Below are 22,492 nucleotides of genomic sequence, written 5' to 3' on the forward strand. Positions count from 1 at the left end.
ATAGATTGAACCAACGAGGATCCACCATGGCCACCAGCACCACCGTCCAGGCCTTCTTCGACGACAAGACCTTCACGGTCTCCTACGTCATCGCCGACAGCGCGAGCCGTTGCGCCGCCATCGTTGACCCTGTGCTGGACTTCGATTTCAAGTCCGGCCGCACCAGCACCGTCCAGGCCGACCGGCTGCTCGCCTACGTCCGCGAGCACGGCCTCACGGTGCAGTGGATCCTGGAGACGCATGCCCACGCCGACCACCTGTCCAGCGCCCGCTACCTGCAGGAGCACGTCGGTGGCCGCATCGCCATCGGCGAGCGCATCCGCGAGGTCCAGGCAACGTTCAAGAAGCTCTACAACCTGGAGCGAAACTTCCTGCCCGACGGCGCGCAGTTCGACCACCTCTTCAAGGACGAAGAGGTGTTCCACATCGGCGACATCGAGGCCCGCGCGCTGCTGGTGCCGGGCCACACGCCGGCCGACATGGCCTACGTCACCGACGGCACGGTGTTCGTCGGCGACACGCTCTTCATGCCCGACATCGGAACGGCGCGCGCGGACTTCCCCGGTGGCGACGCACACACGCTGTACGCCTCCATGCGCCGCATCCTGGCACTGCCGCCACAGACGCGCATGTTCGTCTGCCATGACTACCCGCCGGCCGGCCGCGCACCCGCCTGGGAGACCACCGTGGCCGAGCAGCGCGCCAGCAACATCCACGTGCGCGACGGCATCACCGAGGCCGAGTTCGTGAGCATGCGCAAGGCCCGCGACGCCACGCTGGACGTGCCGGCGTTGATCCTGCCGTCCATCCAGATCAACATCCGCGCCGGCCAGCTGCCGCCGGCCGAGGGCGATGGCGTCAGCTACCTGAAGATCCCGCTTAACGTGCTGGGCGGCAGCGCATGAAAAAACCCCGCCTCTGGGGGGCGCTGGCAGGCGGCAGGCGCTTACCTGGCCAGCAGCGTGTTGACGGCGCTAAGGTCTTCCGAGCGCAGCTGGCCCGAGGCCTGGCGCAGCTTGAGACTGTTCACCACGACGTCGTACCGGGCCTTGGCCAGGTCGCGCTGCGTGGTGTAGAGCTGCGTCTGCGCGTTCAGCACATCCAGGTTGACGCGCACGCCGACCTTGTAGCCGAGCTGCGTCGCTTCCAGCGCGAGCTTGGTGGACGATTCCGCCGCCTCGTAGGCGCTCACCTGGGCCTTCAGCGACTGCACGCCGAAGAAGGCGCGGCGCGTGGCCTCGGCGACGCTGCGGCGGGCGTAGTCGAGATCGTTGCGGGCCTTTTCCTCCAGCACCAACGTTTCCTTGATGCGGTTCTGCGTCAGGCCGCCGGTATAAAGCGGGTAGCTCAGCGTCAGGCCGATGCTGGCCGTCTTGGTCGTGCCGACGCCGGACGCCGTGGCGGCCGCGCCGTTGAGGTTGTTGTGCAGGTTCTGCCCACCGATCTGCGCGTTGGCATCCAGCGTCGGCCTGTCCGCGGCGCGGGCGATCTGCGTGTCCAGCTGCGCCACCTCCAGGCCCAGTCGCGCCTTGCGAATGGCCGGATGCTGCTCATCACCTGTGGCGACCCAGGTGTCGACGTTGTCGCTGGGCAGCGCGGGCAGCGCCACCGGCTGGGCCAGCGGCTTGGGCTCCACGCCGACTCGGCCGACGAACTGATCCAGCGTGACGCGCTTGACGCGCAGGTCGTTGTCGGCGGCCAGTTCCTGCGCGACCGCCAGGTCGTACTTGGCCTGGGCTTCACGCGTGTCGGTGATGGTGGCGGTGCCGACCTCGAAATTGCGCTTGGCCGAGGCCAGTTGCTCGGCGATGGCGGTCTTGTTGGCCTGCGTCGTCGACAGCGCATCCTTGGCGGCCAGCACGTCGAAATAGGCGGTCGCCAGACGGACGATCAGGTCCTGCTCGGCGGACTCCAGGTCGGCCTGCGTGGCCTCGTAGGCACGGCGGGCCTTGTCGATGGTCGGCAGGTTGGCGGCGTTGTAGACCGAGTACTTGCCCTGCAAACCAGCCGTCAGCGTGCGCGCGTTGAGCGCGTTGCCGCTGCCGGGCGGGTCGGTGCGGGCCTGGGTGCCCGTGGCGGCCAGCCCCAGCGACGGCCGCGTCAGTGCCTCGGCCTGCGCGGCGCGCGCGGCAGCAGCGTCGGCGCTGGCCCTGGTCGCGAGGTAGGTCGCGTCATAGCCCCGCGCGGCGTCGTACAGCTCCTGCAGGCTCTGCGCCTGCGCCGCGCCCGCGAGCAAGAGGCCGGCGGCAAGGGCCAGCGGTTGCAGGATCAGGCGTGGGGCGTTGACGAGGGGCATGGGATTCCTTGGCTGGGACGATGGGTGAAGCAGCGGCCGGGGTTATAGATGCAAAAGCAGCCGGTGACTGAAGCCATGTGACGACTTGCGTCCGGCGGGCGTCGAGTGGCGCTATGCGGCGACGGGCTGCACGCCGTCAGAAGCTGAAGGCCGGCGCTTCCGCGAAGCCCGGCAGCCGGTCGGCCACGGTGTCGAACAGCTCCACCGAGCGGAAGTCGCTCGCACCGGTGCGCGTGACGAGCACCGCGCGCATGACCGGCTCGCCGCCGACGACGGCCGCCAGACGCCCACCCACCTTCAGCTGGTTCAGCAGCACCTGCGGCACCTCGGCCACCGAGCCGGACAGCAGGATGGCGTCGAACGGCTCCTCGGCCGGCAGCCCGCCCGCGCCGTCCTGGTTCAGCACGCTGACGTTCAGCACGCCCACGCGCTTCAGGTTGGCCGTGGCCTGGGCGGCAAGCGCCGCATCGGCCTCCAGCGCGATGACGCGCTGCGCCTTGTGGCCCAGCAGCGCGGCCAGGTGACCCGTGGCGGCACCGATCTCCAGCACCTTCTCGTGGCGCTGCACCTTCAGCTCCTGCAGCAGCCGGGCTTCGACCTTGGGTGCCAGCATGCGCCGCGTGGCGGTCAGCGGCAGCTCGATGTCGACGAAGGCCTGGGACTTGTGCGCCTCGGGCACGAAGTCCTCACGGTGCACGATGCGCAGCAGCTCCAGCACGCTGGGGTCGAGCACGTCCCAGGGGCGGATCTGCTGCTCGATCATGTTGAAGCGGGCTTGTTCGAGATTCATCGGGTTCTCCGGGGCGCGATACGGCAGACAAAAACCAAAATTCTAGGTGCCCGGCGGGGTGGCGAGCAGGCCATGCAGCAGCAGGGACATCTGCGCCTCCAGCAACTCCTCAGGACTCATGTCGCCGGGGCAGACGTCGTGCGTGCCGAACGAGTGCTCGTGCAGCATCATGTAGAGCATCGGCGAGATCAACAGGTGCACGGTGGCCTCGATGGGCACGGCGCGGAATTCACCGCGCCGGATGCCCCGCTCGATCATCCCGCCCAGCAAGGTCTTGGACGGCTGGATGACCTCGTCGACGTAGAACCTCGCGAGCTCCGGGAAATGGCGGGCCTCGATCATCACGAGCTTGCAGACGACGCCGGCATTGCCGCGCCCCACCTTGGCCCACCAGTCGCGCATCATCTGGCGCATCAGCTCCGAGATGGCGCCTTCGTACTGCGCCGCCTGGGCCGCGGACTCGACGATGTGCACGGACAGGTTTTCCCGCACCATCGCTTTGAAGAGCTCATCCTTGCTCGGGTAGTAGCGGTAGAGCGTGCCCTTGGCGACGCCGGCGCGCGCTGCAACTTCCTCGCTGCGCGTGGCCGCGAAGCCCTTCTCGACGAACAGCGCCAGCGCGGCATCCAGCAGTTCCTGCGGACGGGCATCCTTGCGGCGTTGACGGGGGGCGGCGGTGGTCAAGACGGGCAGTTAGTGACCGAAGGGTCAGTAATGTAGCCATGCGGCCAGCCCGCGGCAAGTTCCGGGCACGGGTCGTGCAACAAGGGCTGGCTACACTGCGCCGCCTTTTTCATTCGTCGCCTTTTCCGGAGTTGTACGTGGATCCCATCCTGCTGATCAAAGCCGCCATCATGGGCATCGTCGAGGGCCTGACCGAGTTCCTGCCGGTCTCGTCGACGGGCCACCTGATCCTGACCGGCAGCCTGCTCGGCATGACGGACGCGAAGTCCAAGGTTTTCGATATCGCCATCCAGAGCGGTGCCATCCTCGCCGTGCTGATCGTCTACTGGGCGCGCCTGCGCGAGGCGCTGGGCGGCATCGCGACGAGCGCCAAGCAGCGCCGTTTCGTCGCCAACGTCGTCATCGGCTTCATCCCGGCCGGCCTTGTCGGGCTGACCGTCTACAAGGCCATCAAGGCCCACCTGTTCAACGCACCGGTCGTGGCGGGCGCCTTCATCGTTGGCGCGCTGATCATCCTGTGGGTCGAGAAATGGGCGAAACCCACGGCTCGCGTGCAGACCGTGGACGACATGACGGCGCTGGACGCGCTGAAGGTCGGCCTCGTGCAGTGCCTGGGCATGATCCCCGGCACCAGCCGCTCCGGCGCCACCATCATCGGCGGCATGCTGCTGGGCCTGTCGCGCAAGGCGGCGACGGACTTCTCGTTCTTCCTGGCCATCCCGACGCTGATCTCCGCCGGCGCGTACAGCCTCTGGAAAGAGCGCAACGCGCTGTCAGTGGCCGATGTGCCGATGTTCGCGGTCGGCTTCATCGTCAGCTTCCTGGCCGCCTGGGCCTGCGTGCGCTGGCTGCTGCGCTACGTCGCGACCCACACCTTCGTGCCGTTCGCCTGGTACCGCATCGCCTTCGGCATCATCGTGCTCGCCACCTGGCTCACCGGCACGGTCATCTGGGCAGACTGATCTGGCCCCTCTCGCCGAGAGGCCGGCTTGGGGGCGGCCCGGCGCCCGGCCCGGACACCGGGGATAATTTGCCGATGCCCATCACGATCAAGACCGGCGCCGACATCGACGGCATGCGCATCGCCGGACGCCTGGCGTCCGAAGTCCTCGACATGCTCACGCCACACGTCAAGCCCGGCGTCACTACCAACGAGCTGGACAAGCTCGCTCACGACTTCATCGTCCACGTCCAGCAGGCCATCCCTGCCCCGCTGAACTACTGCCCGCCGGGCTACACGCCCTACCCCAAGTCGATCTGCACGTCGGTCAACCAGGTGGTCTGCCACGGCATCCCGAACGACAAGGCGTTGAAGAACGGCGACATCGTCAACATCGACGTCACCGTCATCAAGGACGGCTGGCATGGCGACACGAGCCGCATGTTCGTCGTAGGCGACGGCTCCATCGCCGCCAGACGGCTGTGCTCGTTCACGTATGAGGCCATGTGGAAGGGCATCGCCAAGGTCAGGCCCGGTGCGCGGCTGGGCGATATCGGCCACGCCATCCAGACCTTCGCCGAGAACGCCGGGTTCTCCATCGTGCGCGAGTTCTGCGGCCACGGCATCGGCCGCGTCTTCCACGAGGAGCCTCAGGTGCTGCACTACGGCCGCCCCGGCACGCTGGACGAGCTGGTGCCGGGCATGATGTTCACGATCGAGCCGATGATCAACGCCGGCCGTCGCGAGATCCGCGAGATGGGCGATGGCTGGACCATCGCCACGAAGGACCGGTCGCTCTCGGCTCAGTGGGAGCACACCCTGCTCGTCACCGAGACGGGCTATGAGGTCATGACGCTGTCCGCCGGCAGCCCGCCGCCGCCGGCCTTCATCACCCAGGCCGCCACCGCCGCTGCCTGACGTGGCGACGCTCGCCGACCTCCGCCAGCAGTTCAAGTCTGGCAAGCAAGCGCTCATCGACGGCTTTCTTGCCGAACGCCCCACGGTGGCCAGCGCCCAGCGCCTGCTGCGCCGGCTCGCCCGTCACGTCGACGACACGCTGCGCATGCTCTGGGGCCAGGCCGGCATGCCCGACGGGTCCTGCCTGGCGGCCGTCGGCGGGTATGGGCGCGGCGAGCTGTTTCCGCATTCCGATGTTGACGTGCTGGTGCTGCTGCCCGACGGCGTGGAGGCCTACCGGCCCGGCCCGGCCAAGACGGCCATCGAGGGTTTCATCACGTCGTGCTGGGACCTGGGACTGGAGATCGGCTCGTCGGTGCGCACGCTGGGCGAGTGCCTGAGCGAATCCGCCGGCGACGTGACCATCCAGACAGCACTGCTCGAAGCGCGGCCGCTGGCCGGCGACGTGAAGCTGTTCCGCCAGATGTCGCGCCGCTTCATGGAGGCGATGGACGCGCGCGCCTTCTTCCGCGCCAAGACGCTGGAGGCCGTGCAGCGCCACACCAAGTTCGACGACACGCCCTACGCGCTGGAGCCCAACTGCAAGGAAAGCCCGGGCGGCCTGCGCGACCTGCAGATGCTGATCTGGATCGCCCGCGCGTCCGGCTTCGGCAAGACCTGGAAGACGCTGGCGCAGCGCGGGCTCATCACGCCGTTCGAGAGCCGCCAGCTGCAGCGCAACGAAGGCCAGCTGACGCTGATCCGCGCGCGGCTGCATGCCGTGGCCGGCCGTCGCGAGGACCGGCTGGTGTTCGACCTGCAGACCGCCGTGGCGCAGAGCTTCGGCTTCCAGGCAACCGGCTCGCAGCGCGTGTCCGAGGTGCTGATGCGGCGCTACTACTGGGCAGCCAAGGCCGTCACGCAGCTGCACCAGATCCTGCTGCTGAACCTGGAGGAGCAGATCAACGGCTCCGAGCACAGCCAGCTTCGGCCCATCGAGGGGCAGATCGAGTTCAAGGATCGCGGTCGCATGCTGGAGGTCGCGACCGACGACCTCTACCTGCAGGACCCGCACGCCATCCTGCGCACCTTCTACGTCTACCAGACGACACCCGGCATCAAGGGACTGTCGGCCAGCACGCTGCGCGCCCTCTACAACGCCCGCGGCCTGATGGACGCCAACTGGCGGCGCGACCCCGTCAACCGTGCCACCTTCATGGCCATGCTGCGTGCGCCCGAGGGCCACACGCATGCCTTCCGGCTGATGAACCAGACCTCCGTGCTGGGCCGCTACCTGTGGGTGTTCCGCGCCATCGTCGGCCAGATGCAGCACGACCTGTTCCACGTCTACACGGTGGACCAGCACATCCTGATGGTGCTGCGCAACGTGCGCCGCTTCTTCATCCCCGAGCACGTGCACGAGTACCCGTTCTGCTCGCAGCTGGCCGCGCAGTTCGACACGCCCGAGCTGCTCTACATCGCCGCCCTCTTCCACGACGTGGCCAAGGGCCGCGGCGGTGACCACTCCGAGCTGGGGGCCGACGAGGTGCGCCGCTTCTGCCGCCAGCACGGCATGAGCGCCGACGACACCACCACCTGCGTCTTCCTCGTCGAGCACCACCTGACGATGTCGCGCGTCGCGCAGAAGGAGGACCTGTCGGACCCGGAAGTCATCGCCGCCTTCGCCGCGAAAGTGGGCGACGTGCGACGCCTCACGGCGCTCTACCTGCTGACGGTGGCCGACATCCGCGGCACCAGCCCCAAAGTCTGGAACGCCTGGAAGGGCAAGCTGCTGGAGGACCTCTACCGCATCACGTTGCGGGCCCTGGGCGGCGCCCGGCTCAACGTGGATGCCGAGATCGAGGCCCGCAAGCAGGAAGCCCGGCAGGACCTCGCGCTGCACTCGCAGCTGCCCGGTACGGAGGAGCCGCTGTGGGCCACGCTGGCCGTCAGCTACTTCGCGCGGCATGACGGCGCCGAGCTGGCCTGGCACGCGCGCTCGCTGTGGCGCCATGTCGAGACGCAGGTGCCTGTCGTGCGCGCGCGGCCGTCGCCCATCGGCGAAGGCCTGCAGGTGCTGGTGTATTCACCCGACCAGACCGACCTCTTCGCGCGCATCTGCGGCTACTTCGACAGCGCCGGCTTCAGCATCCTCGACGCCAAGGTCCACACCACGCGCAAGGGCTACGCGCTCGACACCTTCCAGGTCATCCGCCCCGAGGCCGACGTCCACCACCGCGACCTCGTGCCGCTGGTGGAGCAGAAGCTCGCCGCCGCGCTGCAGACCGGCGGCGCGCTGCCCGAGCCGCGCCGCGGCCGACTGTCGCGCCGCGTCAAGAGCTTCCCCTACACGCCGCGCATCTCGCTGCGCCCCGACGAGCGCGCCACCGCGTGGCTCCTGACCATCTCGACCAGCGACCGCGCCGGCCTGCTGTACGCCATCGCCCGCGTGCTCGCCCGCCACGGCATCAACCTGCAACTGGCCAAGATTTCTACGCTGGGCGAGCGCGTGGAAGACACCTTCCTCGTCGACGGCCCCGCACTGCAGCAGAACAAGGCACAGCTGCAGATCGAGAGCGAACTGCTCGACGCGGTCTCGCTGCCGGCATAAAAGGCTGCCGTGAGCTACACGACGACCATCGACGAAGCGGCCGCGGCGCTGGGCCGCTTCGACGCGATCATCGACGTGCGTTCACCGGCCGAGTTCGCCGAGGACCACATGCCCGGCGCCGTCAACTGGCCCGTGCTGAGCAACCAGGAGCGTCACGACGTGGGCCTGCTCTACGCGACGTCGCCGTTCGACGCGCGCAAGCTCGGCGCCGCGCTCGTGGCGCGCAACATCGCCCGCCACATCGAGACCAGCGCCGCCGGCCTGCCCAAGACCTGGCGGCCGCTCGTGTACTGCTGGCGCGGCGGCCAGCGCTCGGGGGCCATGCACTGGTTCCTGGGGCAGATCGGCTTTCGTTCGCGGCAGCTGGTCGGTGGCTACAAGGCTTACCGGGCCCGCGTGCGGGAGGACCTGGACTCACTGCCCGCTCGGCTGCCCTGGCAGGTGCTGTGCGGCCGCACCGGCAGCGGCAAGACCCGGCTGCTGCAGGCGCTCGCCGCCGAAGGCGCCCAGGTGCTGGACCTGGAAGCGCTGGCTTCGCACCGCGGCTCCGTGCTAGGCGCCCTGCCCGGCGCGCCGCAGCCCACGCAGAAGCGCTTCGACAGCGCGCTGTGGGCCGCGCTGCGCGGGCTGGACGCGACGCGGCCTGTCTTCGTCGAGAGCGAGAGCCGCAAGATCGGCCGCATCGCGCTGCCCGAGCCGCTGCTGGTGGCCCTGCGCGGCAGCCGCTGCATCTGGATCACCATGCCTGACGAGGCCCGCGTTCGCCTGCTGCTGGAGGACTACGGCCACTTCGACGCCGACCCCGAGGGCTTCTGCAGCGCGCTGGATGGCCTCGTCGAACTGCGCGGCCGCGCCCGCGTGGAGGCCTGGCAGGCGCTGGCGAGAGCCGGCGACTGGGCCGGCGTCTTCGGCGAGCTGATGCGCGAGCACTACGACCCGGGCTACGAGCGGTCGTTGCGCCGCCACTTTCCGAACCTGGCCCAGGCACTGATGCTGCCGGTGGCCGAGGCCGACGCCGCCACGCTGCGCACCGCTGCTCGCACGCTGCTGGACGCCGGCAGGTCCGCTAGCTGACATCCTAGTCAGCGCGCCTGGCGAGCGTCGCTCGAGCCTCGCGAGTTGAGCGCCGTCAAGCGCGCGGCACGTCGCTACGGCGACACTGCGGCGGTGAGGTGCCATGCCCAACCGTTTCAGTGAACAGGCGCTGCGCGAGTCGCAGGCTTTCGGCGTCCGGGCCATTCCGCTGCTGCGCCCGCTGGGCTGGCTGGCGCGCGGGTGGCGCGACCTCTGGCACGCGCCGCTTGTGTCGCTCGCGCAAGGCGCGGTGATGGCCGCCTTCGGCGCGTTGCTGTGGTGGCTGGCGCACGAGCGCTTCTGGCTGCTGTCTGGCGCGTTCAGCGGCTTCCTGCTCGTGGCACCCGTGCTGGCCACCGGCTTCTACGCCTGCAGCCGCGAGCTGGACCGCGGCGGCAAGCCGGGCTGGCACACGGTCCGCGAGGCCTGGTTGCCGCGCGATGGCCGCCTCGTTGTCTTCGGCGTGCTGCTGGCCTTCGCCGGCACCGGCTGGGTCATGTGCTCGGCCAGCCTCGTGGCCGGTTTCACGCCCGCGCCGGTGCGCACGCCGCGCGACTTCCTCGTGCACGTCGTGCTCAACGACGCCTCGCCGCTGTTCGAACTGTGGCTGGCGCTGGGCGCGGTGCTCGCCGCACCGGTGTTCGCGTCCACCGTCGTCGCCATCCCCGCGCTGCTGGACCAGCCGCAGAACCGGCTCGGCGTCTACGGCGCCGTGCTGACGAGCTGGCGCGTCGTGCTTGAACACCCCGCCCCAATCGCCCTCTGGGCCGCGCTGCTGATGCTGCTGACGTTGGTCGGCATGGCCACGGCGCTGGTGGGCCTCGTCGTCATCCTGCCCTGGCTCGGCCACGCCAGCTGGCATGCCTACCGTGACCTCGTCACACGCCGCCACGACTGACATGCAGTACCCCGAAACCTTCCGGCCACCGTACTCCCGCTCTGACCTCGCCATCGCGAGCCGGCCCTGACATGTGGGGCTACACCGAAGCGGAGATCGCGCAGTTCGGCCTGACCTTCGGGGTCTCGGCCTTCATGCTCTACATGGTCTTCATCATCCTGCAGCTGGCCCGCGAATCGAAGGCTGGGCGCTTTGGCACGTTCGTGCTGCTGCTTGGGCTGGGCTTCGGCCTCGTCGGCTTCGCGGCCAAGGGCGTCATCAAGTGGTTCCTGGAGAGCCACCTGGGCTGACCACAAAGCAGGGGCGCTGACCTGCCGCGCCCGACCTCAGGCCAGGCCGCTGTACCAGCGCAGGCCCAGCAGGTGGCGCGCCAGCTGGTGCGACCGTCCTTCGGGGTCCGCCAGGTCATGCAACACCGTGTAGTGGTTGCAGCCGGGCAGCTCCTCGCAGACGGGCACGGCCCGGGCGCCCCAGGCCTCGCGAATCGCCCGCGTCTGCCGGCGCAGCTCCTGACTTTCATCGCCACCCACCAGCGCCAGCAGCGACTGCGGCGCCGAAGGCGGTGGGAACAGCACCGGGCTCAGCCGCCGCACTGCCGCCACATCCAGCCGCAGGTCGGCCTGCAGCGACGGCACCCGACGCAACGGCGTCAGGTCGTGCAGACCCGACATCGACATCGCGCCCTTCACCAGCCGGCGCGGCAGGTCACGGCCCACGCGCTTCCAGTCGCAGCAGCTCAACATCGCGGCCAGATGCCCTCCGGAGCCATGGCCCAACAGCACGATACGGCCCGGGTCGCCGCCATAAGCCGCCGCCTGCCGCCAGACCCAGGCCACCGCATCGGCCAGCTGCATGGCGATGTGTTCGAGCCCCACGCGAGGACACAGGTCATGGTTGGGCACGATGACGAGCGCGCCCTCGTCGGCAAAGCTGGCGGCCAGGAACGAATAGTCCGACTTGTCCAGCGCTCGCCAGCCCCCTCCATGGAGCACGACCAGCACCGGTGCCGCGCCGCCGGCGAACAGCTTGTCCGGCAGGAACACGTCCAGCACCTGGGCCGGCTCCGGCCCATAGGCCACATCCAGCCGGCAGGCCGCCTGCTCGCGCACCAGCGCCGACGCCTCGGCCCAGCGCGCCAGGATGCCGGCGCTCCCCGCTACTCGGCCGCCATGGTCGTACTGCGCCTCGTACCAACTTGTCGTTCTTCGTGTCGTCATGGTGAATGACGATAGCAGCGCCCGACGCACGCTATACTGCGAGCTTCGCGTGGGGGGGTAGCTCAGCTGGGAGAGCGCCGCGTTCGCAATGCGGAGGTCGGGAGTTCGATCCTCCTCCTCTCCACCAAGTGATCATTCCAGGCGGTCCCGCATGTGTGACTTGAAGCATTGGATTGCACCGTGTGCAATCCTTAAGTTCATTTCACAGGTGCAAGCCTTAAGTTCAACAGCCCCGCCAGGGGCTGTTTTCTTTTGTGCCTGGCACCTCACGGCATTAAGTCACACGCAGCACTACGAGAAGTCCCCAACGAGGTAAGGGATGAGCGGCGGGTTGTTCGGGTCGCCGTTGACGAGATGTCGACTGCTTATCGGAAGATCGATACCTTCCGGCACGGCATTGAACTCGTTATCGATGATCACGAACTGCGCTCCGACAAGCTCCCCTGCGGCGAGCTCGTAGACCAATCGGAAGAATGCGGCAATCACCTCCGGGTTCTCCACCGAACTGACGTTCTTGGTCGGCGTATCGATGATCAGGACTGGCGGCAACCTTGAATCGCCCGCTTGCGCACAAACCCGATGCAAGGCGAGCGCGTAGCAGGTCTTGAACAACGCCTTCATGCCGCCGCTTCCCGCGTTGTCAAAGGAAAGCACCACAAGAGCTTCGTCCACGCCTAGAGGAATGCGCGGATAGAAGGTCGCCGGGTCAATCTCAACCCGGAAGTCGGCTCTCACGTCGGGAAACTTCGCTCGCACCAGGCAGTCGAGGAACAGTTGACCAAGCAGTTCAACGTTCTTTCGGTCATTGAAGGCCGACTTCTTCGCGCCTTCAAGCTTCGCCCGAAGCTCCGCTTCGTCAATCTTCAAGGCCTCCGCTTGGGCCTGTTGCTCTTGAAGTACATCCGGCAGCTTGCGATACCGCAACATCGCGTCAAGTCGTTGTTCAAGCGTGGCTACGGCACGCTCATGCTGCAGGGCTTGAGAAAGGAACGCCGAGTCGTACTCTTTCAGCCTGAGCTCCAGAGAATGGTCTGCGGCACTGCGCTCTGCCGCTATTTCGCCGGCCCGAATCTGAACGGCACGCCTCTGAGCACGCATGCGCGCCATGGTCTCCTTCAGTTCTGCTTGACGCGCGCGAAGGTCCTCGTTGACCACCGATTCGTCTAGCGCACCCACTGCCGCGGTGATGTGCTCAGGCTGCCCACAAACGGCGCAACTTCCAGCCTCGCGAATCGGCAGAGTTTGGGTGCATCGAGGGCACGACGAGAAATCGACGCCACCCAAGACCATCCGCGCTGAGGCCGTTCGCTGGAAGCGAACCGACAGCATTTGTAGTTCGTTGTTGTGACGTTCAAGTTCGCCGATCCGCAGGTCGATGTCCGAAGACGCCTGCTGAAGTGCAATCTGCTCCTGTGCGAGGCGACGCGCACGTTCACGTAGTTCCTCGGCTGCGTGCGGCGCCGGAGATCGCTGCTCTCGCGCGGCCTGCGCGGCTGCGCGTGCTTGGTCGATTTCAGCCTTGGTCGATTCAATCTTCGCGTCATAGGCATTGATGTCGTCCAAGCCAGCATCCATCAACGCTTTGGCGAGCGCCTGAGCCCCTGATAGCAAGCCAAGTCGTTGCTCGCGCACTTCTTGCAAACGAGCTTCCAGCTCGGCCACCTGTTCTGTGCGGTAGCCAAGCACGTACCGCAGTGCATCTACGCTCTTGGCACGAATTGGGTAGTTGTCCGAGTCCAACCTGAAGAAGACGTTGTCCATACCCTCCTGGTCAAGGTAGCAGAAGCGGAACAGGTCCCGAAAGCTCAGCCGCTCAAGCCTCTCATCTGGCGTCCCCTTGCGTCGGCGGCTATTGGGAGAACATTCCAATTACGCATGATAATGCTACACAGATTCGAAATGCCCTATTTGGCGACGGCACTATTAGTGGCGGCCTGATTGACGCATCCAATGTGTTGATTGGAGGTACAGCAGCGCCAGTGGGATCTGCCATGACTGAGGACTCCCTATCCAAATTCATGGGGGCCGTGCCACGGGTGGATTACGCCGCCTGGGCGACTGCCTTGCAGAAGGCGTTCAGCAGGCTTGGCATTGGACTCATTACGCCGCAACGGATAGTGGCGCTGCTGGCCCAAGCGAAAGCGGAGACGGGGGGGCTTAAGACCGTCGTTGAGACGGATGATCACTGGACGGTTGCCAATTTGGCGAATCCTAGTCTTTTTGGAACCAGATTCCAAGGGGATTCTGGGCATCAAGACGCAGCGGGACATCACCTCACCTGGGCTCAATATTTGGGTAGGCCCAACTCAAGCTCGCCGGCATTGCCTCAAGCCACTGCAATCATCATTGCAAATATGGCTTATGGAAACAGGGTGGATCTCGGCAACACCGAACCCAATGACGGCTGGGATTTTCGCGGGCGCGGACCCTTCCATTTGACGGGGCGAGCAAACTACGAGGCATTTGCTCGCCGAGTTTTCGGTGCCGGAACGGCCATGTACAACCAGATCATGACCAACCCTGGCATCATGGACAATGACCTGGAATTGCTGGCGTTGACGGCGGCAGATTACTGGTTCAATAGGGTGACAAATGCGGGGGCAGACACGCTAAATGAGAGCGATGTGACACCACCTCAGTTTTACTACACGGGGCCAAATGATCCGACGCATTACCCCACCCCAACACCCCAGCACCCCTCCATACACTATATCTCTGGAAATCGTTACACTGATTCTGTATCCAGGCGCATTGCGACCGACGTCAATTCCTATCAGACACGCTGGAGCAATTGGCAACGAAATATCACCTTGTCGCGAGAGGGCGGAAATCCGTATGAAAACATCAATGCGGCGTTGAATCGTGTAGGGATAACGGCGCGTGCGGCAACTGATTATGAGCAACAGTTTGGCATTAATATTCATGCGCCGTTGGTGAGGCGCATTGAGCCGGCGGCACACTTGCTTCTCGATTCAGCCAATACGACCACCTCTGCGGCTGATAGCGTTCAATCTGCCGTGTCGACACCATTCCAACAGCTGGCAGATCAGGCTGCGCAGTCGTTCGCTCCCCTCAATTCGGAGTCGGAAATGATTAATTATGATCAAGTTCCAGATCATGCGAACAACGCGCAGGTTCTGATAGTGACTCAGGCAGACAAGCCTCGGCCTTCGACCCCAACCAAGAACATTCTTGGCGTCTGTGGCGTTGTGAATGCCCCCCTTCCGGAACCGGATTTGGCGATATGACGCCGATTCTTTATGTCAACTCTTACTATTTCAAGGTGAAGGATGCGGCCGATAACAGGATAAAGTATGGATCGGCAAAGGTTTCAGTATCGGTGCCGCCTAAGCATGGCTTGGTCGAACCGGTTTCCGACGGCGGCGACCTGAGGGATCCAAGATATGTTCCCAGCGAGGGATTCGTCGGCGACGACTCCTTCACTTTGACGGTGGCTGATGGCGAATATTCTGTTTCGGTTCGTTATTTCTTCCGCGTTACCAACGACGCGTTGATGTCTGCCAATTCGAACCCAATTTGCAAGGGGTTTGCGTGGAAGATTTCTGAATCGGCGCCATTATTAAATGTATATAATCTCCAAAGCTTCTCCCAATCGCTCGGCTTGATGGGCGTCGCGAAGCTTGATGTTGGCGCCTTCAGTGATGGCTCGCTGGGGCAAACCACCAACTCGACGATCACCATAGACACTAATGCGGGCGGTCATGGCTGGTACTTGGACACCACCCCGCTCGACAACACCGTCGATTTCCTTCCGACTGCCGACAAGACCATCTGGCGTGCCAAGGCCGGCAGCGCGGCCGACGGCAAGATGGACCTGCTCTCGGTGTTGCTGCACGAATACGGCCATATGCTGGGGTTGGAGCACAGCGGCGATTCGTCCGATTTCATGGCTGCGACGCTGCAGCCGGGCGAGCGCCGCCTGCCGACAGAGGCGGAGCTGGCTTGGATGGCACAGCGCATTGCTGAACTGAAGGCAGCGTCCGACAGCGAAAGTGGCGGCAACAACCCGCCGAGCCCGAACTCGCCGAACCAGCCGGGTCTACCTCTGAGTGGCCGCACGGCCTCAGGCAGTCGGGCCGCGCGCCGCAGCGTCAGCGACGGCAGCGCAGCATCGCAATTCGCCACGGGCGTGAATGCCAGCATGCTCAACGGCAGCTTCGGCCAATCAGGCACGCCCTCCGGCGCTGGCTGGACGACGCAGGGTGACGTCAGCTTCACGAGCGATGGTGCCACGCTGGGTGAGAACGGCGGCCGTCAGGCGCGCCTGTTGCAGGGCTTTGCGGTCGGAGCGAACGACAGGTTGCTGAGCTTCACTCTCGCCGGACCCGGCCTGCAGGCCAACGCCGGCGGACCGGGCGACGCCTTTGAGGTGGCGCTGCTCGATGCTGACACCGGCGTGCCAGTGGCAGGTCACATCGACCTGGATGGGTCCGACGCGCTGCTGAATCGCCAGACCGCCCGCAACGGTCAAGTCGCAATCGAGCGTCTGGCGTCCAGCGTGCGCAAGCAGATCAACGCTGATGGCAGCGTGACTTATCTGGTCATGCTTGCGCGGGAGCTGACGGGCAAGTCGGTGCTGTTGAGCTTTGACCTGCTCGGCTTTGCGGCAGCTGACAGTCACGTCGTCGTGCGTGACGTGCGCACCCTCGCCGCCGACACCACGCCCAACCAAGCGCCGACGGCGGCCGACGGCTTGGCCACTGGCGTCGAAGACACGGCGCTGGCGCTGAGCTGGGCGAACTTCGCCGTCGTCGACCCCGACAGCCGCCCCGACCTGCTGCAGGTCGAGATCATGGCCCTGCCGGCCGACGGTGAACTGCAGCGCCAGCAGGCCGACGGCAGCTGGGCGGCGGTTGCGGTGGGCGAGCGCTTCAGCCAGGCCGACCTGGCCGCGCGCGGCCTGCGCTTCGTCCCCGCCGCCAACGCCTCCGGCGGCGCCGGCTACTTCGGCAGTGGCGAAGGCAACCAGCACCCGCACTACGCCCATATCGGCTTCAAGGCCTACGACGGCGAGCTCTACAGCCCGGCCGCCAGCCTCGTCATCGACATCGCCGCCGTGGCCGACGCGCCCACGCTGCCCATCACCGGCGGCGCCACCGTCATCGGCCTGGAAGACATGGCGCTGGCCCTGCACACCATCGTCGCCGGCCTGGTCGACAACGATGGCTCCGAGAGCCTGGTGCTGACGCTGACCGGACTGCCGGATGGCTTCACGTTGACCGATGGTTCCCACAGCTTCACGCCGTCCGCGGCCCAGCGCGTCGTCAACCTCTCCGGCTGGCAGCTCGATGCCCTCGTGCTGACCGCGCCGCGCGACTTCAATGGCAGCGTCACCCTTCAGCTCCAGGCCACCGCCATCGAAGGCGCCACTGGCAGCTATGCGACGACGACCCAGGCGCTCAGCGCGGAGTTCGTCGCCGTCGCAGATGCACCGGCGCTGACGCTGACCGCGCGCGACATTGCCATCAGCCGCGAGCTGCTGGCGACGAGCTGGGAGACACCGGCCAACGCCAACGCGCTGGCCAGCGTCGTCACGGGGCCGACGCTGGAAGGCTGGACCGTGATCACGCCGACGACGGGCAAGACAGCCGCGTTCGAGATCTGGGCGGCGGGCGACCGCATGGCCAATGCCGCCGGTAACAACGTCATCGTGCAGCCGATGGCCGGCAATGGCACGCAGTGGCTGGCCTTGCGCAACGGCCGTGGAAACTCGGCCTACCAGACGCTCGGCGTGGAGCGTCAAATCGACACGATCGACGGCGCGGTCTATACGCTGAGCCTGGACTACGCCGGCGGGCTGGGCCTGTCGGCGCAGAACACGCAGATCGGCATCTACGTTGATGGCGTCAAGGTCGGCGGCTACGGTGGCACGAGCCCGATGACGGCGCTGAACTGGCAAGCGCTGAGCTTCAGGTTCACGGGCAACGGCGCCAGCCGCAAAATCACCATCGTGCTCGAAGGCGGAGACACCGTGGCCAGCGGTACGACCGTGCCGCAGCGCGGCGCAATGATCGACGACGTTCGCCTCGTGGAAACGCTGCCGGTCGGCGCGGGCCGGGTCTATGGCCTGGCAGATACGGCCATCGCGTTGCCGGCCGTGACCGCTGCGCTTACCGACACGTACGGTACTGAGTCAATGGTCTTGACGCTGGACGGCACGCCCATCGGTGCGGTGCTCAGCGACGGCGTTCACACGGCCCAGGGCGGTGCACCCATTGATCTGACAGGCTGGCGCCTCGGCCAGCTCAGTCTCACGCCGCCGGCAGGGTTCACGGGTGACCTCCGGCTCACCGTCACCGCGGCCAGCCGCGAGACCAGCAACGGCGCGAGTGCCAGCGTGAGCCAGTCCGTCTCCGTGACCGTGCTGACCGGTGCGCCCGTCGCCACACCGGCAGGGGTGAATCCCTTCGTCGTGACGACGGCTGAGGTCCAGGCGCTGCAGACGCAGGCAGGCAACGCCACGGTTCTACAGTCCGGCGCAGCAGCACTTCGTAGCGTGGGTGACGAGCAAGGCCATGTCCCCGCCGCGCAGGCCCCAGGCGTACCGCCCAAGACGGCTGCCGAGATCGCGCAAGCCGAGGCCGAGCGGGCCCAGGCACTCAGCGATGCCTGGCTGAAGGCGCTTGAAGAGCGCGCCAAGGCCCAATGGCAGCAACTGGTGGGAGGCAAGTGAGGTAAGAAAAGCTCCAATCGGCATGCCGTATTGGGCCCGCCGGGCCGCCTACGCCCTGACCCGCACATGAGTGGCGACGGCGCGTTGATTGGCGTCGCTGGTGAACCATCCAGGTCAGCGAGCACGATAACGCCCATCGAATCGGCCCTCACACGAGGGCCGATTCGGCTTTGGCGCGCTGACGTCGTGCTGCTGTGTTCAGGTTCATTCCAACCACACCGGGGCGCAAGGTCAAAGCCCGATAACTTTGCTGGCAAGCAATTTCGGTAGCGATAACGTTGCTCTCAGGGCGGCGCTTGCTTCACTCAGCCGCGGTCCCACGGCAAGCAAATACGTCTGCACCTGTTTCGCGCAAACTGCTCGATTCCGTCCTCTCTATGAAGGGACGGCGTCATGGAAATGCGTCGGGCACGCTGGCAAAGATATGGATTGAAGCGCAAACCGTCCAGAGAAGCAACAAAAGCCCTTGAGAATCAACGCTCTAGGGCTTTTTTCTTGCCCGAACAGTCCCACCCTGTCCCGGGCGATCCGAGATCACATTGCAGTAACTTGCGCAGTAACCGGAAAATTTCAGCACTTGCACCGCAAAGTTACTGCAGGGCCCAGCACCTCATCCCCTCTGCCGCCACGATCAACGCCATCAGGCACTCCAACAGCCCAAGCAGCGGCGTCTCTGCGGCCGGCGTGACACCAAGCGCAGCGACTGGCGCGACGGTCGAGCCGCTGCGACCACACAAGAGCGGCCCGGCCACGGGCATGGCTGGTGCGAGGTGTGGCGATCTGGCCGGACAAGCGCGAAGCGCAGCCGATCAAGACCGGCCAGTTCGCCAAGCGGGCCCGTTCACGCGCAGCGTGAAGGAAGCAGGCCCGCGATCACCTCGCACGGGAGGGCCGCGCCTAGATGTCCAGGCGTGCGCTGCACGCCACGACTGTCGCGCAGCGACGCCCGCGTGAACCGCATGGTCCATTGACTTGTCTCTGAGCAAGGGGCCGCTCCAACGAGCACGCCGGTCGAGCCGCTGCGAACACTTCACTGCACCCGGTCATTCGAAAGAGCCGGCCCCACCAGTTCACGTGCGGAAATGTTGCGTTATGACTGCAATTATTGACGATGACATTATTATCGCAACACAATGCACCCATGAAGGCCACCGACGCCACAACCGCGTCCACCCACGAACAGCAGGTCCTGCGCCTTGCGCGCAACCGCACCCTGCTGCGTGCGCGTGACCTGACGCAGCATGGCCTGCCAACCATCGTCCTGACGCGCCTGGTGCAGGCCGGCAAGCTCGAACGCGTGGCACGCGGTCTCTACGGTCTGCCGGGCGCCGAGATCAGCGAGCACCGCTCGCTGGCAGAAGTCTCGGCACGCGTACCCCGGGGCGTGGTCTGCCTGCTGTCGGCACTAAGGGTCCACGAGATTGGCACCCAGGCTCCACATGAGGTCTGGTTCGCCATCCCTTCGCACATGGTGAGTCCCAGGCTCGACCAGCCCGCCCTCCGGGTCGTACGGATGTCGGACGAAGCCCTCGCCGAGGGCGTCGATCGCCTGATCATCGACGGCGTCGACGTGCCGGTCTTCAATGCGGCCCGGACCGTCGTCGACTGCTTTCGGTTCCGCAACAAGATCGGCCTGGATGTGGCGCTGGAAGCCCTACGCGACGGCTGGGCCCAGCGCAAGTTCACGCTGGACGACCTGTGGCGCCACGCCGCGCGCGGGCGCATGGCCAACGTCATGCGCCCCTACATCGAGGCCATCACGGCATGACCGCCAACCGCGCTGCGTCGATCCGCGCCAGGCTCAAGCAGCACGCCGACAAGTCCAAGCAGGACTTCAACCTGACGCTGACCCGGTACGGGCTGGAACGCCTGCTCTACCGGCTGTCCATCTCCGAACACGCGCCGAACTTCCTGCTCAAGGGCGCGCTGCTGTTCCAACTCTGGTACGGGCAGCCGCACCGGCCGACACGCGATGCCGACCTCCTGGGTTTCGGCCCCGACGACGCGCCTACGCTGGTCAACCTGTTCCGATCCATCGCCAGCATCGCAGTGGACGACGGCGTCGTCTTCGATGCCACGTCGGTCACGGGCAGCCCGATCCGCAAAGATGCCGGCTACGGCGGCGTTCGCATCGACCTGCGCGCCACGCTCGACGGCGCCCGCATGTCCCTTCAGATCGACATCGGCTTCGGCGATGCCGTCACGCCGGCGGCTCAGTCCATAGCCTACGCCACGCTGCTGCCCGACGTACCCGCACCGACCTTGCGCGCCTACCCCAAGGCCTCGGTCGTGGCCGAGAAGCTGCATGCCGTGACCGTGCTGGGCATGACCAACACTCGCATGAAGGACTTCTTCGACCTCGCCCTGCTGTTGCGCGACCACACGATCGACGATGCAGAACTGCAGCAAGCCATCGAAGCGACCTTCGCCCGCCGACAGACGGCCATGCCCAGCACCATGCCCATCGGCCTGAGCGATGCATTTGCCGACGACACCACCAAGCAGACGCAATGGCGGGCGTTCCTGAGCAAGAACAAGCTGGACCCGATGGATCTTCGCGAGGTGATCGGGGCCATCCGAACACGTGCGATGCGGTTCGGATGGCCCAGGCAGTAGGCGAGTCGGGCCATCCATCGGGCGATGCCCATGCCAATACGCTATCGCGCATCGGCCATGTGCAACCTGTATCACGTCAGCCCCAAGGAAGATTTCAAGGTGTACGTCGTCAAGAGCGACCGTTCGATGCTGCCGACTGCGGTTGTGGCGTCCGAGTGACCGCTTCAGGGTTCGGCGACCGTCGCAGACCGCGAACGCTCTGTCGGAGTTTCGGAGTCGCGACGACGCGCGGACGCTCGTGCAGAGCGAAAGGCGGGCGGGCATTGGTTTGTCGTTCCAGTTCAGTGCCGATTCGAGCTATCAAGGGATGGATCAGTTCGCGCTGCGCGTTGACGCCCGTGACAAGACGGGCAAGGCGGTCAGTTACCTGCTGAACTACAAGGTTGCGGTTGTCGAGGGAATTACCAACGAACAACTACCATCCGCCTGCGAACGCTGGATGAAACAGTCTCGCAAGTCGGCTGTAGATAAGGTCGGCGCCGTCACGGACGTCAAGTTGCTCATCCCCAGCGGCACCAGCGCACTAGACAACGCCTTGGTGGCCGCGGCAAAGACTTGCCGATTCCAGCCAGGCACCCGGGGAGGCGTGCCCGCGGCGCTGACGACGTCCTGGGTCGAGGTGTGGGAACGGACACCTTCAGCGCCGCAGATGACGCGAGTCTTACCACCACCGACATCTGCACCACCTCAGCCGGCATCTTCTTCTGAGGCCAACAAGCTCTGACGCCTGGTCGCAGGACATCGGCCCTGCACCGCCGATTCGACGCAGCACTCGCGAGACGCTGTTGACACCCTGCTTTCGATTGCCGTGGCTCGATGAACTTCGCTTTTGGGCACGAAGCTGCCGGGTGACTCAGAACGGGCGATAAGCACGATAAGCACGGCCGACACGAGCCGTCGCCTCGCAGCGTCGGCCGGCTCTGGCCTAGTGCCCGATTTCAGTGGCGGTAGTCCTCTTCGCGCTGGTGTCGAACAGCACCCACGACCACGTCGTTGCCGACAATTTCGAACAGCACAACATAGCCCGCGCCGCCAAACGGCACGATCAACTCTCGCGAGCGGCCATTCCCCAGTTCCGCCTTCCGGCAGGTGAAAGGCGACCAGGACAGTAGACGCATCCCCTCGCTGATCGCGTCGAGCGCGCGTTGAGGCGTCGTCCAATCCGGCGTTTCATTTGCGAGCTCACGTTCGATAGCGAAGTCCTCCAGGCGCTGAAGGTCCACAACTGCCTCTTCGAGCAGCGTGACGCTGTAGACGGGCTTCACCGGCCAGTGCGTTCAGCTGCTCGACGTTTCGCGTCGTCAAGGCGCCCCTGCAAGCCGGCCATGACCTCGTCGACCGTACGGCCGCCACCTTCTTGCTTCCAACGCTCGATCGCCGCCTCGCCGCGGTTGACGAACTCCGCCTGCACGCGACGCCAAGCTGCGGCTGCAACGACCGCCTGCTCGATGAACTGGGTCAGCGACTCGCCGTCCCGCAAGACGGCTTCGACTTCGGCCCGAACCTCGGGCTCGACGCGGATGGGGGGAAAGGTGGCGGAGCGCATCGCTTAAATGTATAGCAAACGTGCTACGCCGACAATCCGCAAGCTGCCGACGCGCAATCCTTATCGATTCGGGCGGCCCTGGCGCATGCTTGCTGGCCCCTCAACTCGATGGGAGACCATCATGGGATCAGCAAACAACACCCCGTCGCGCGAGCCGTGGACCAAGGGCAAGATCATCGGCCAGAAAGCGCCGTTCAAGGTCAAGGACATCTGGGCACTCCGAGTCCGG

General features: G+C 65.9%; 19 protein-coding genes, 1 tRNA gene and 1 pseudogene. 14 read left to right on the forward strand and 7 right to left on the reverse strand.

Annotated features, from left to right (window positions below):
* Positions 1–26: 26 nt before the first annotated feature.
* Complete coding sequence (locus LXT13_RS13110) at positions 27–905, forward strand: MBL fold metallo-hydrolase (protein ID WP_233372366.1); 879 nt, start codon at positions 27–29, stop codon at positions 903–905.
* 41 nt (positions 906–946) lie between these two features.
* Here the strand turns inward: LXT13_RS13110 and LXT13_RS13115 are convergent, their stop codons facing one another.
* The 3 genes from LXT13_RS13115 to LXT13_RS13125 all read right to left on the reverse strand — a co-directional run bounded on the left by LXT13_RS13115 (position 947) and on the right by LXT13_RS13125 (position 3,770).
* Complete coding sequence (locus tag LXT13_RS13115; protein ID WP_233372367.1) at positions 947–2,296, reverse strand: TolC family outer membrane protein; 1,350 nt, start codon at positions 2,294–2,296, stop codon at positions 947–949.
* A gap of 136 nt (positions 2,297–2,432) precedes the next feature.
* Positions 2,433–3,086: a protein-L-isoaspartate O-methyltransferase family protein gene (locus tag LXT13_RS13120; protein ID WP_233372368.1), complete on the reverse strand. Its 654-nt coding sequence runs from the start codon at positions 3,084–3,086 to the stop codon at positions 2,433–2,435.
* A 42-nt stretch (positions 3,087–3,128) separates the two neighbouring features.
* A complete protein-coding gene (locus LXT13_RS13125) occupies positions 3,129–3,770 on the reverse strand; it encodes a TetR/AcrR family transcriptional regulator (protein WP_233372369.1) in 642 nt (213 codons plus the stop codon).
* Between the two features lie 137 nt (positions 3,771–3,907).
* On the opposite strand from LXT13_RS13125, the gene LXT13_RS13130 reads away from it, so the two are divergent.
* The 6 genes from LXT13_RS13130 to LXT13_RS13155 all read left to right on the forward strand — a co-directional run bounded on the left by LXT13_RS13130 (position 3,908) and on the right by LXT13_RS13155 (position 10,480).
* Complete coding sequence (locus LXT13_RS13130) at positions 3,908–4,732, forward strand: undecaprenyl-diphosphate phosphatase (RefSeq protein WP_233372370.1); 825 nt, start codon at positions 3,908–3,910, stop codon at positions 4,730–4,732.
* A gap of 74 nt (positions 4,733–4,806) precedes the next feature.
* On the forward strand, positions 4,807–5,628 hold the full coding sequence (gene map / locus LXT13_RS13135) for a type I methionyl aminopeptidase (RefSeq protein ID WP_233372371.1): 822 nt from the start codon (positions 4,807–4,809) through the stop codon (positions 5,626–5,628).
* 1 nt (position 5,629) lies between these two features.
* A complete protein-coding gene (locus LXT13_RS13140; protein ID WP_233372372.1) occupies positions 5,630–8,218 on the forward strand; it encodes a [protein-PII] uridylyltransferase in 2,589 nt (862 codons plus the stop codon).
* Positions 8,219–8,227: 9 nt separating this feature from the next.
* Positions 8,228–9,292 (forward strand): tRNA 2-selenouridine(34) synthase MnmH, encoded by a 1,065-nt coding sequence (mnmH, locus tag LXT13_RS13145; protein WP_233372373.1) that lies wholly within the window; start codon positions 8,228–8,230, stop codon positions 9,290–9,292.
* 103 nt (positions 9,293–9,395) lie between these two features.
* The gene (locus LXT13_RS13150; protein WP_233372374.1) at positions 9,396–10,190 is read left to right on the forward strand and encodes a DUF2189 domain-containing protein; all 795 of its coding nucleotides are present in this window, start codon (positions 9,396–9,398) and stop codon (positions 10,188–10,190) included.
* 71 nt (positions 10,191–10,261) lie between these two features.
* On the forward strand, positions 10,262–10,480 hold the full coding sequence (locus LXT13_RS13155; RefSeq protein ID WP_233372375.1) for a DUF2788 domain-containing protein: 219 nt from the start codon (positions 10,262–10,264) through the stop codon (positions 10,478–10,480).
* Between the two features lie 36 nt (positions 10,481–10,516).
* On the opposite strand, the gene LXT13_RS13160 is transcribed toward LXT13_RS13155, so the two are convergent.
* Positions 10,517–11,407, reverse strand: coding sequence for an alpha/beta hydrolase (locus LXT13_RS13160; RefSeq protein WP_233372376.1), 891 nt, complete (start codon positions 11,405–11,407; stop codon positions 10,517–10,519).
* Between the two features lie 51 nt (positions 11,408–11,458).
* Between LXT13_RS13160 and LXT13_RS13165 the strand changes: the two genes are divergently transcribed.
* Positions 11,459–11,534: transfer RNA gene (locus LXT13_RS13165), tRNA-Ala, on the forward strand.
* Positions 11,535–11,698: 164 nt separating this feature from the next.
* Here LXT13_RS13165 and LXT13_RS13170 read toward each other — a convergent pair.
* Entirely contained in the window at positions 11,699–13,168 is a 1,470-nt protein-coding gene (locus LXT13_RS13170; RefSeq protein WP_233372377.1) for a hypothetical protein, read from the reverse strand.
* Between the two features lie 230 nt (positions 13,169–13,398).
* On the opposite strand from LXT13_RS13170, the gene LXT13_RS13175 reads away from it, so the two are divergent.
* The 5 genes from LXT13_RS13175 to LXT13_RS13195 all read left to right on the forward strand — a co-directional run bounded on the left by LXT13_RS13175 (position 13,399) and on the right by LXT13_RS13195 (position 21,441).
* Entirely contained in the window at positions 13,399–14,655 is a 1,257-nt protein-coding gene (locus LXT13_RS13175) for a glycoside hydrolase family 19 protein (RefSeq protein ID WP_233372378.1), read from the forward strand.
* Positions 14,656–15,140: 485 nt separating this feature from the next.
* Positions 15,141–18,101, forward strand: a complete 2,961-nt coding sequence (locus tag LXT13_RS13180) for a matrixin family metalloprotease (RefSeq protein ID WP_233372379.1) — start codon at positions 15,141–15,143, stop codon at positions 18,099–18,101.
* A gap of 1,141 nt (positions 18,102–19,242) precedes the next feature.
* Entirely contained in the window at positions 19,243–19,869 is a 627-nt protein-coding gene (locus tag LXT13_RS13185) for a type IV toxin-antitoxin system AbiEi family antitoxin domain-containing protein (RefSeq protein WP_233372380.1), read from the forward strand.
* On the forward strand, positions 19,866–20,717 hold the full coding sequence (locus LXT13_RS13190) for a nucleotidyl transferase AbiEii/AbiGii toxin family protein (protein WP_233372381.1): 852 nt from the start codon (positions 19,866–19,868) through the stop codon (positions 20,715–20,717). The genes LXT13_RS13185 and LXT13_RS13190 overlap by 4 nt, the downstream gene beginning before the upstream one ends.
* Before the next feature lie 307 nt (positions 20,718–21,024).
* Positions 21,025–21,441, forward strand: a complete 417-nt coding sequence (locus LXT13_RS13195) for an energy transducer TonB family protein (RefSeq protein WP_233372382.1) — start codon at positions 21,025–21,027, stop codon at positions 21,439–21,441.
* A gap of 214 nt (positions 21,442–21,655) precedes the next feature.
* Here the strand turns inward: LXT13_RS13195 and LXT13_RS13200 are convergent, their stop codons facing one another.
* Both LXT13_RS13200 and LXT13_RS13205 read right to left on the reverse strand, forming a co-directional pair.
* Positions 21,656–21,982: a type II toxin-antitoxin system RelE/ParE family toxin gene (locus LXT13_RS13200; RefSeq protein ID WP_233372383.1), complete on the reverse strand. Its 327-nt coding sequence runs from the start codon at positions 21,980–21,982 to the stop codon at positions 21,656–21,658.
* Positions 21,979–22,263: a YlcI/YnfO family protein gene (locus LXT13_RS13205; RefSeq protein WP_057300987.1), complete on the reverse strand. Its 285-nt coding sequence runs from the start codon at positions 22,261–22,263 to the stop codon at positions 21,979–21,981. The genes LXT13_RS13200 and LXT13_RS13205 overlap by 4 nt, the downstream gene beginning before the upstream one ends.
* Before the next feature lie 121 nt (positions 22,264–22,384).
* On the opposite strand from LXT13_RS13205, the pseudogene LXT13_RS13210 reads away from it, so the two are divergent.
* Positions 22,385–22,492: pseudogene (locus tag LXT13_RS13210) on the forward strand (integrase); the annotation flags it as partial.

Origin of the sequence: Pelomonas cellulosilytica (genome assembly GCF_021353265.1) — a bacterium.
In the GTDB taxonomy this organism is placed as follows: Bacteria; Pseudomonadota; Gammaproteobacteria; order Burkholderiales; family Burkholderiaceae_C; genus Pelomonas; species Pelomonas cellulosilytica.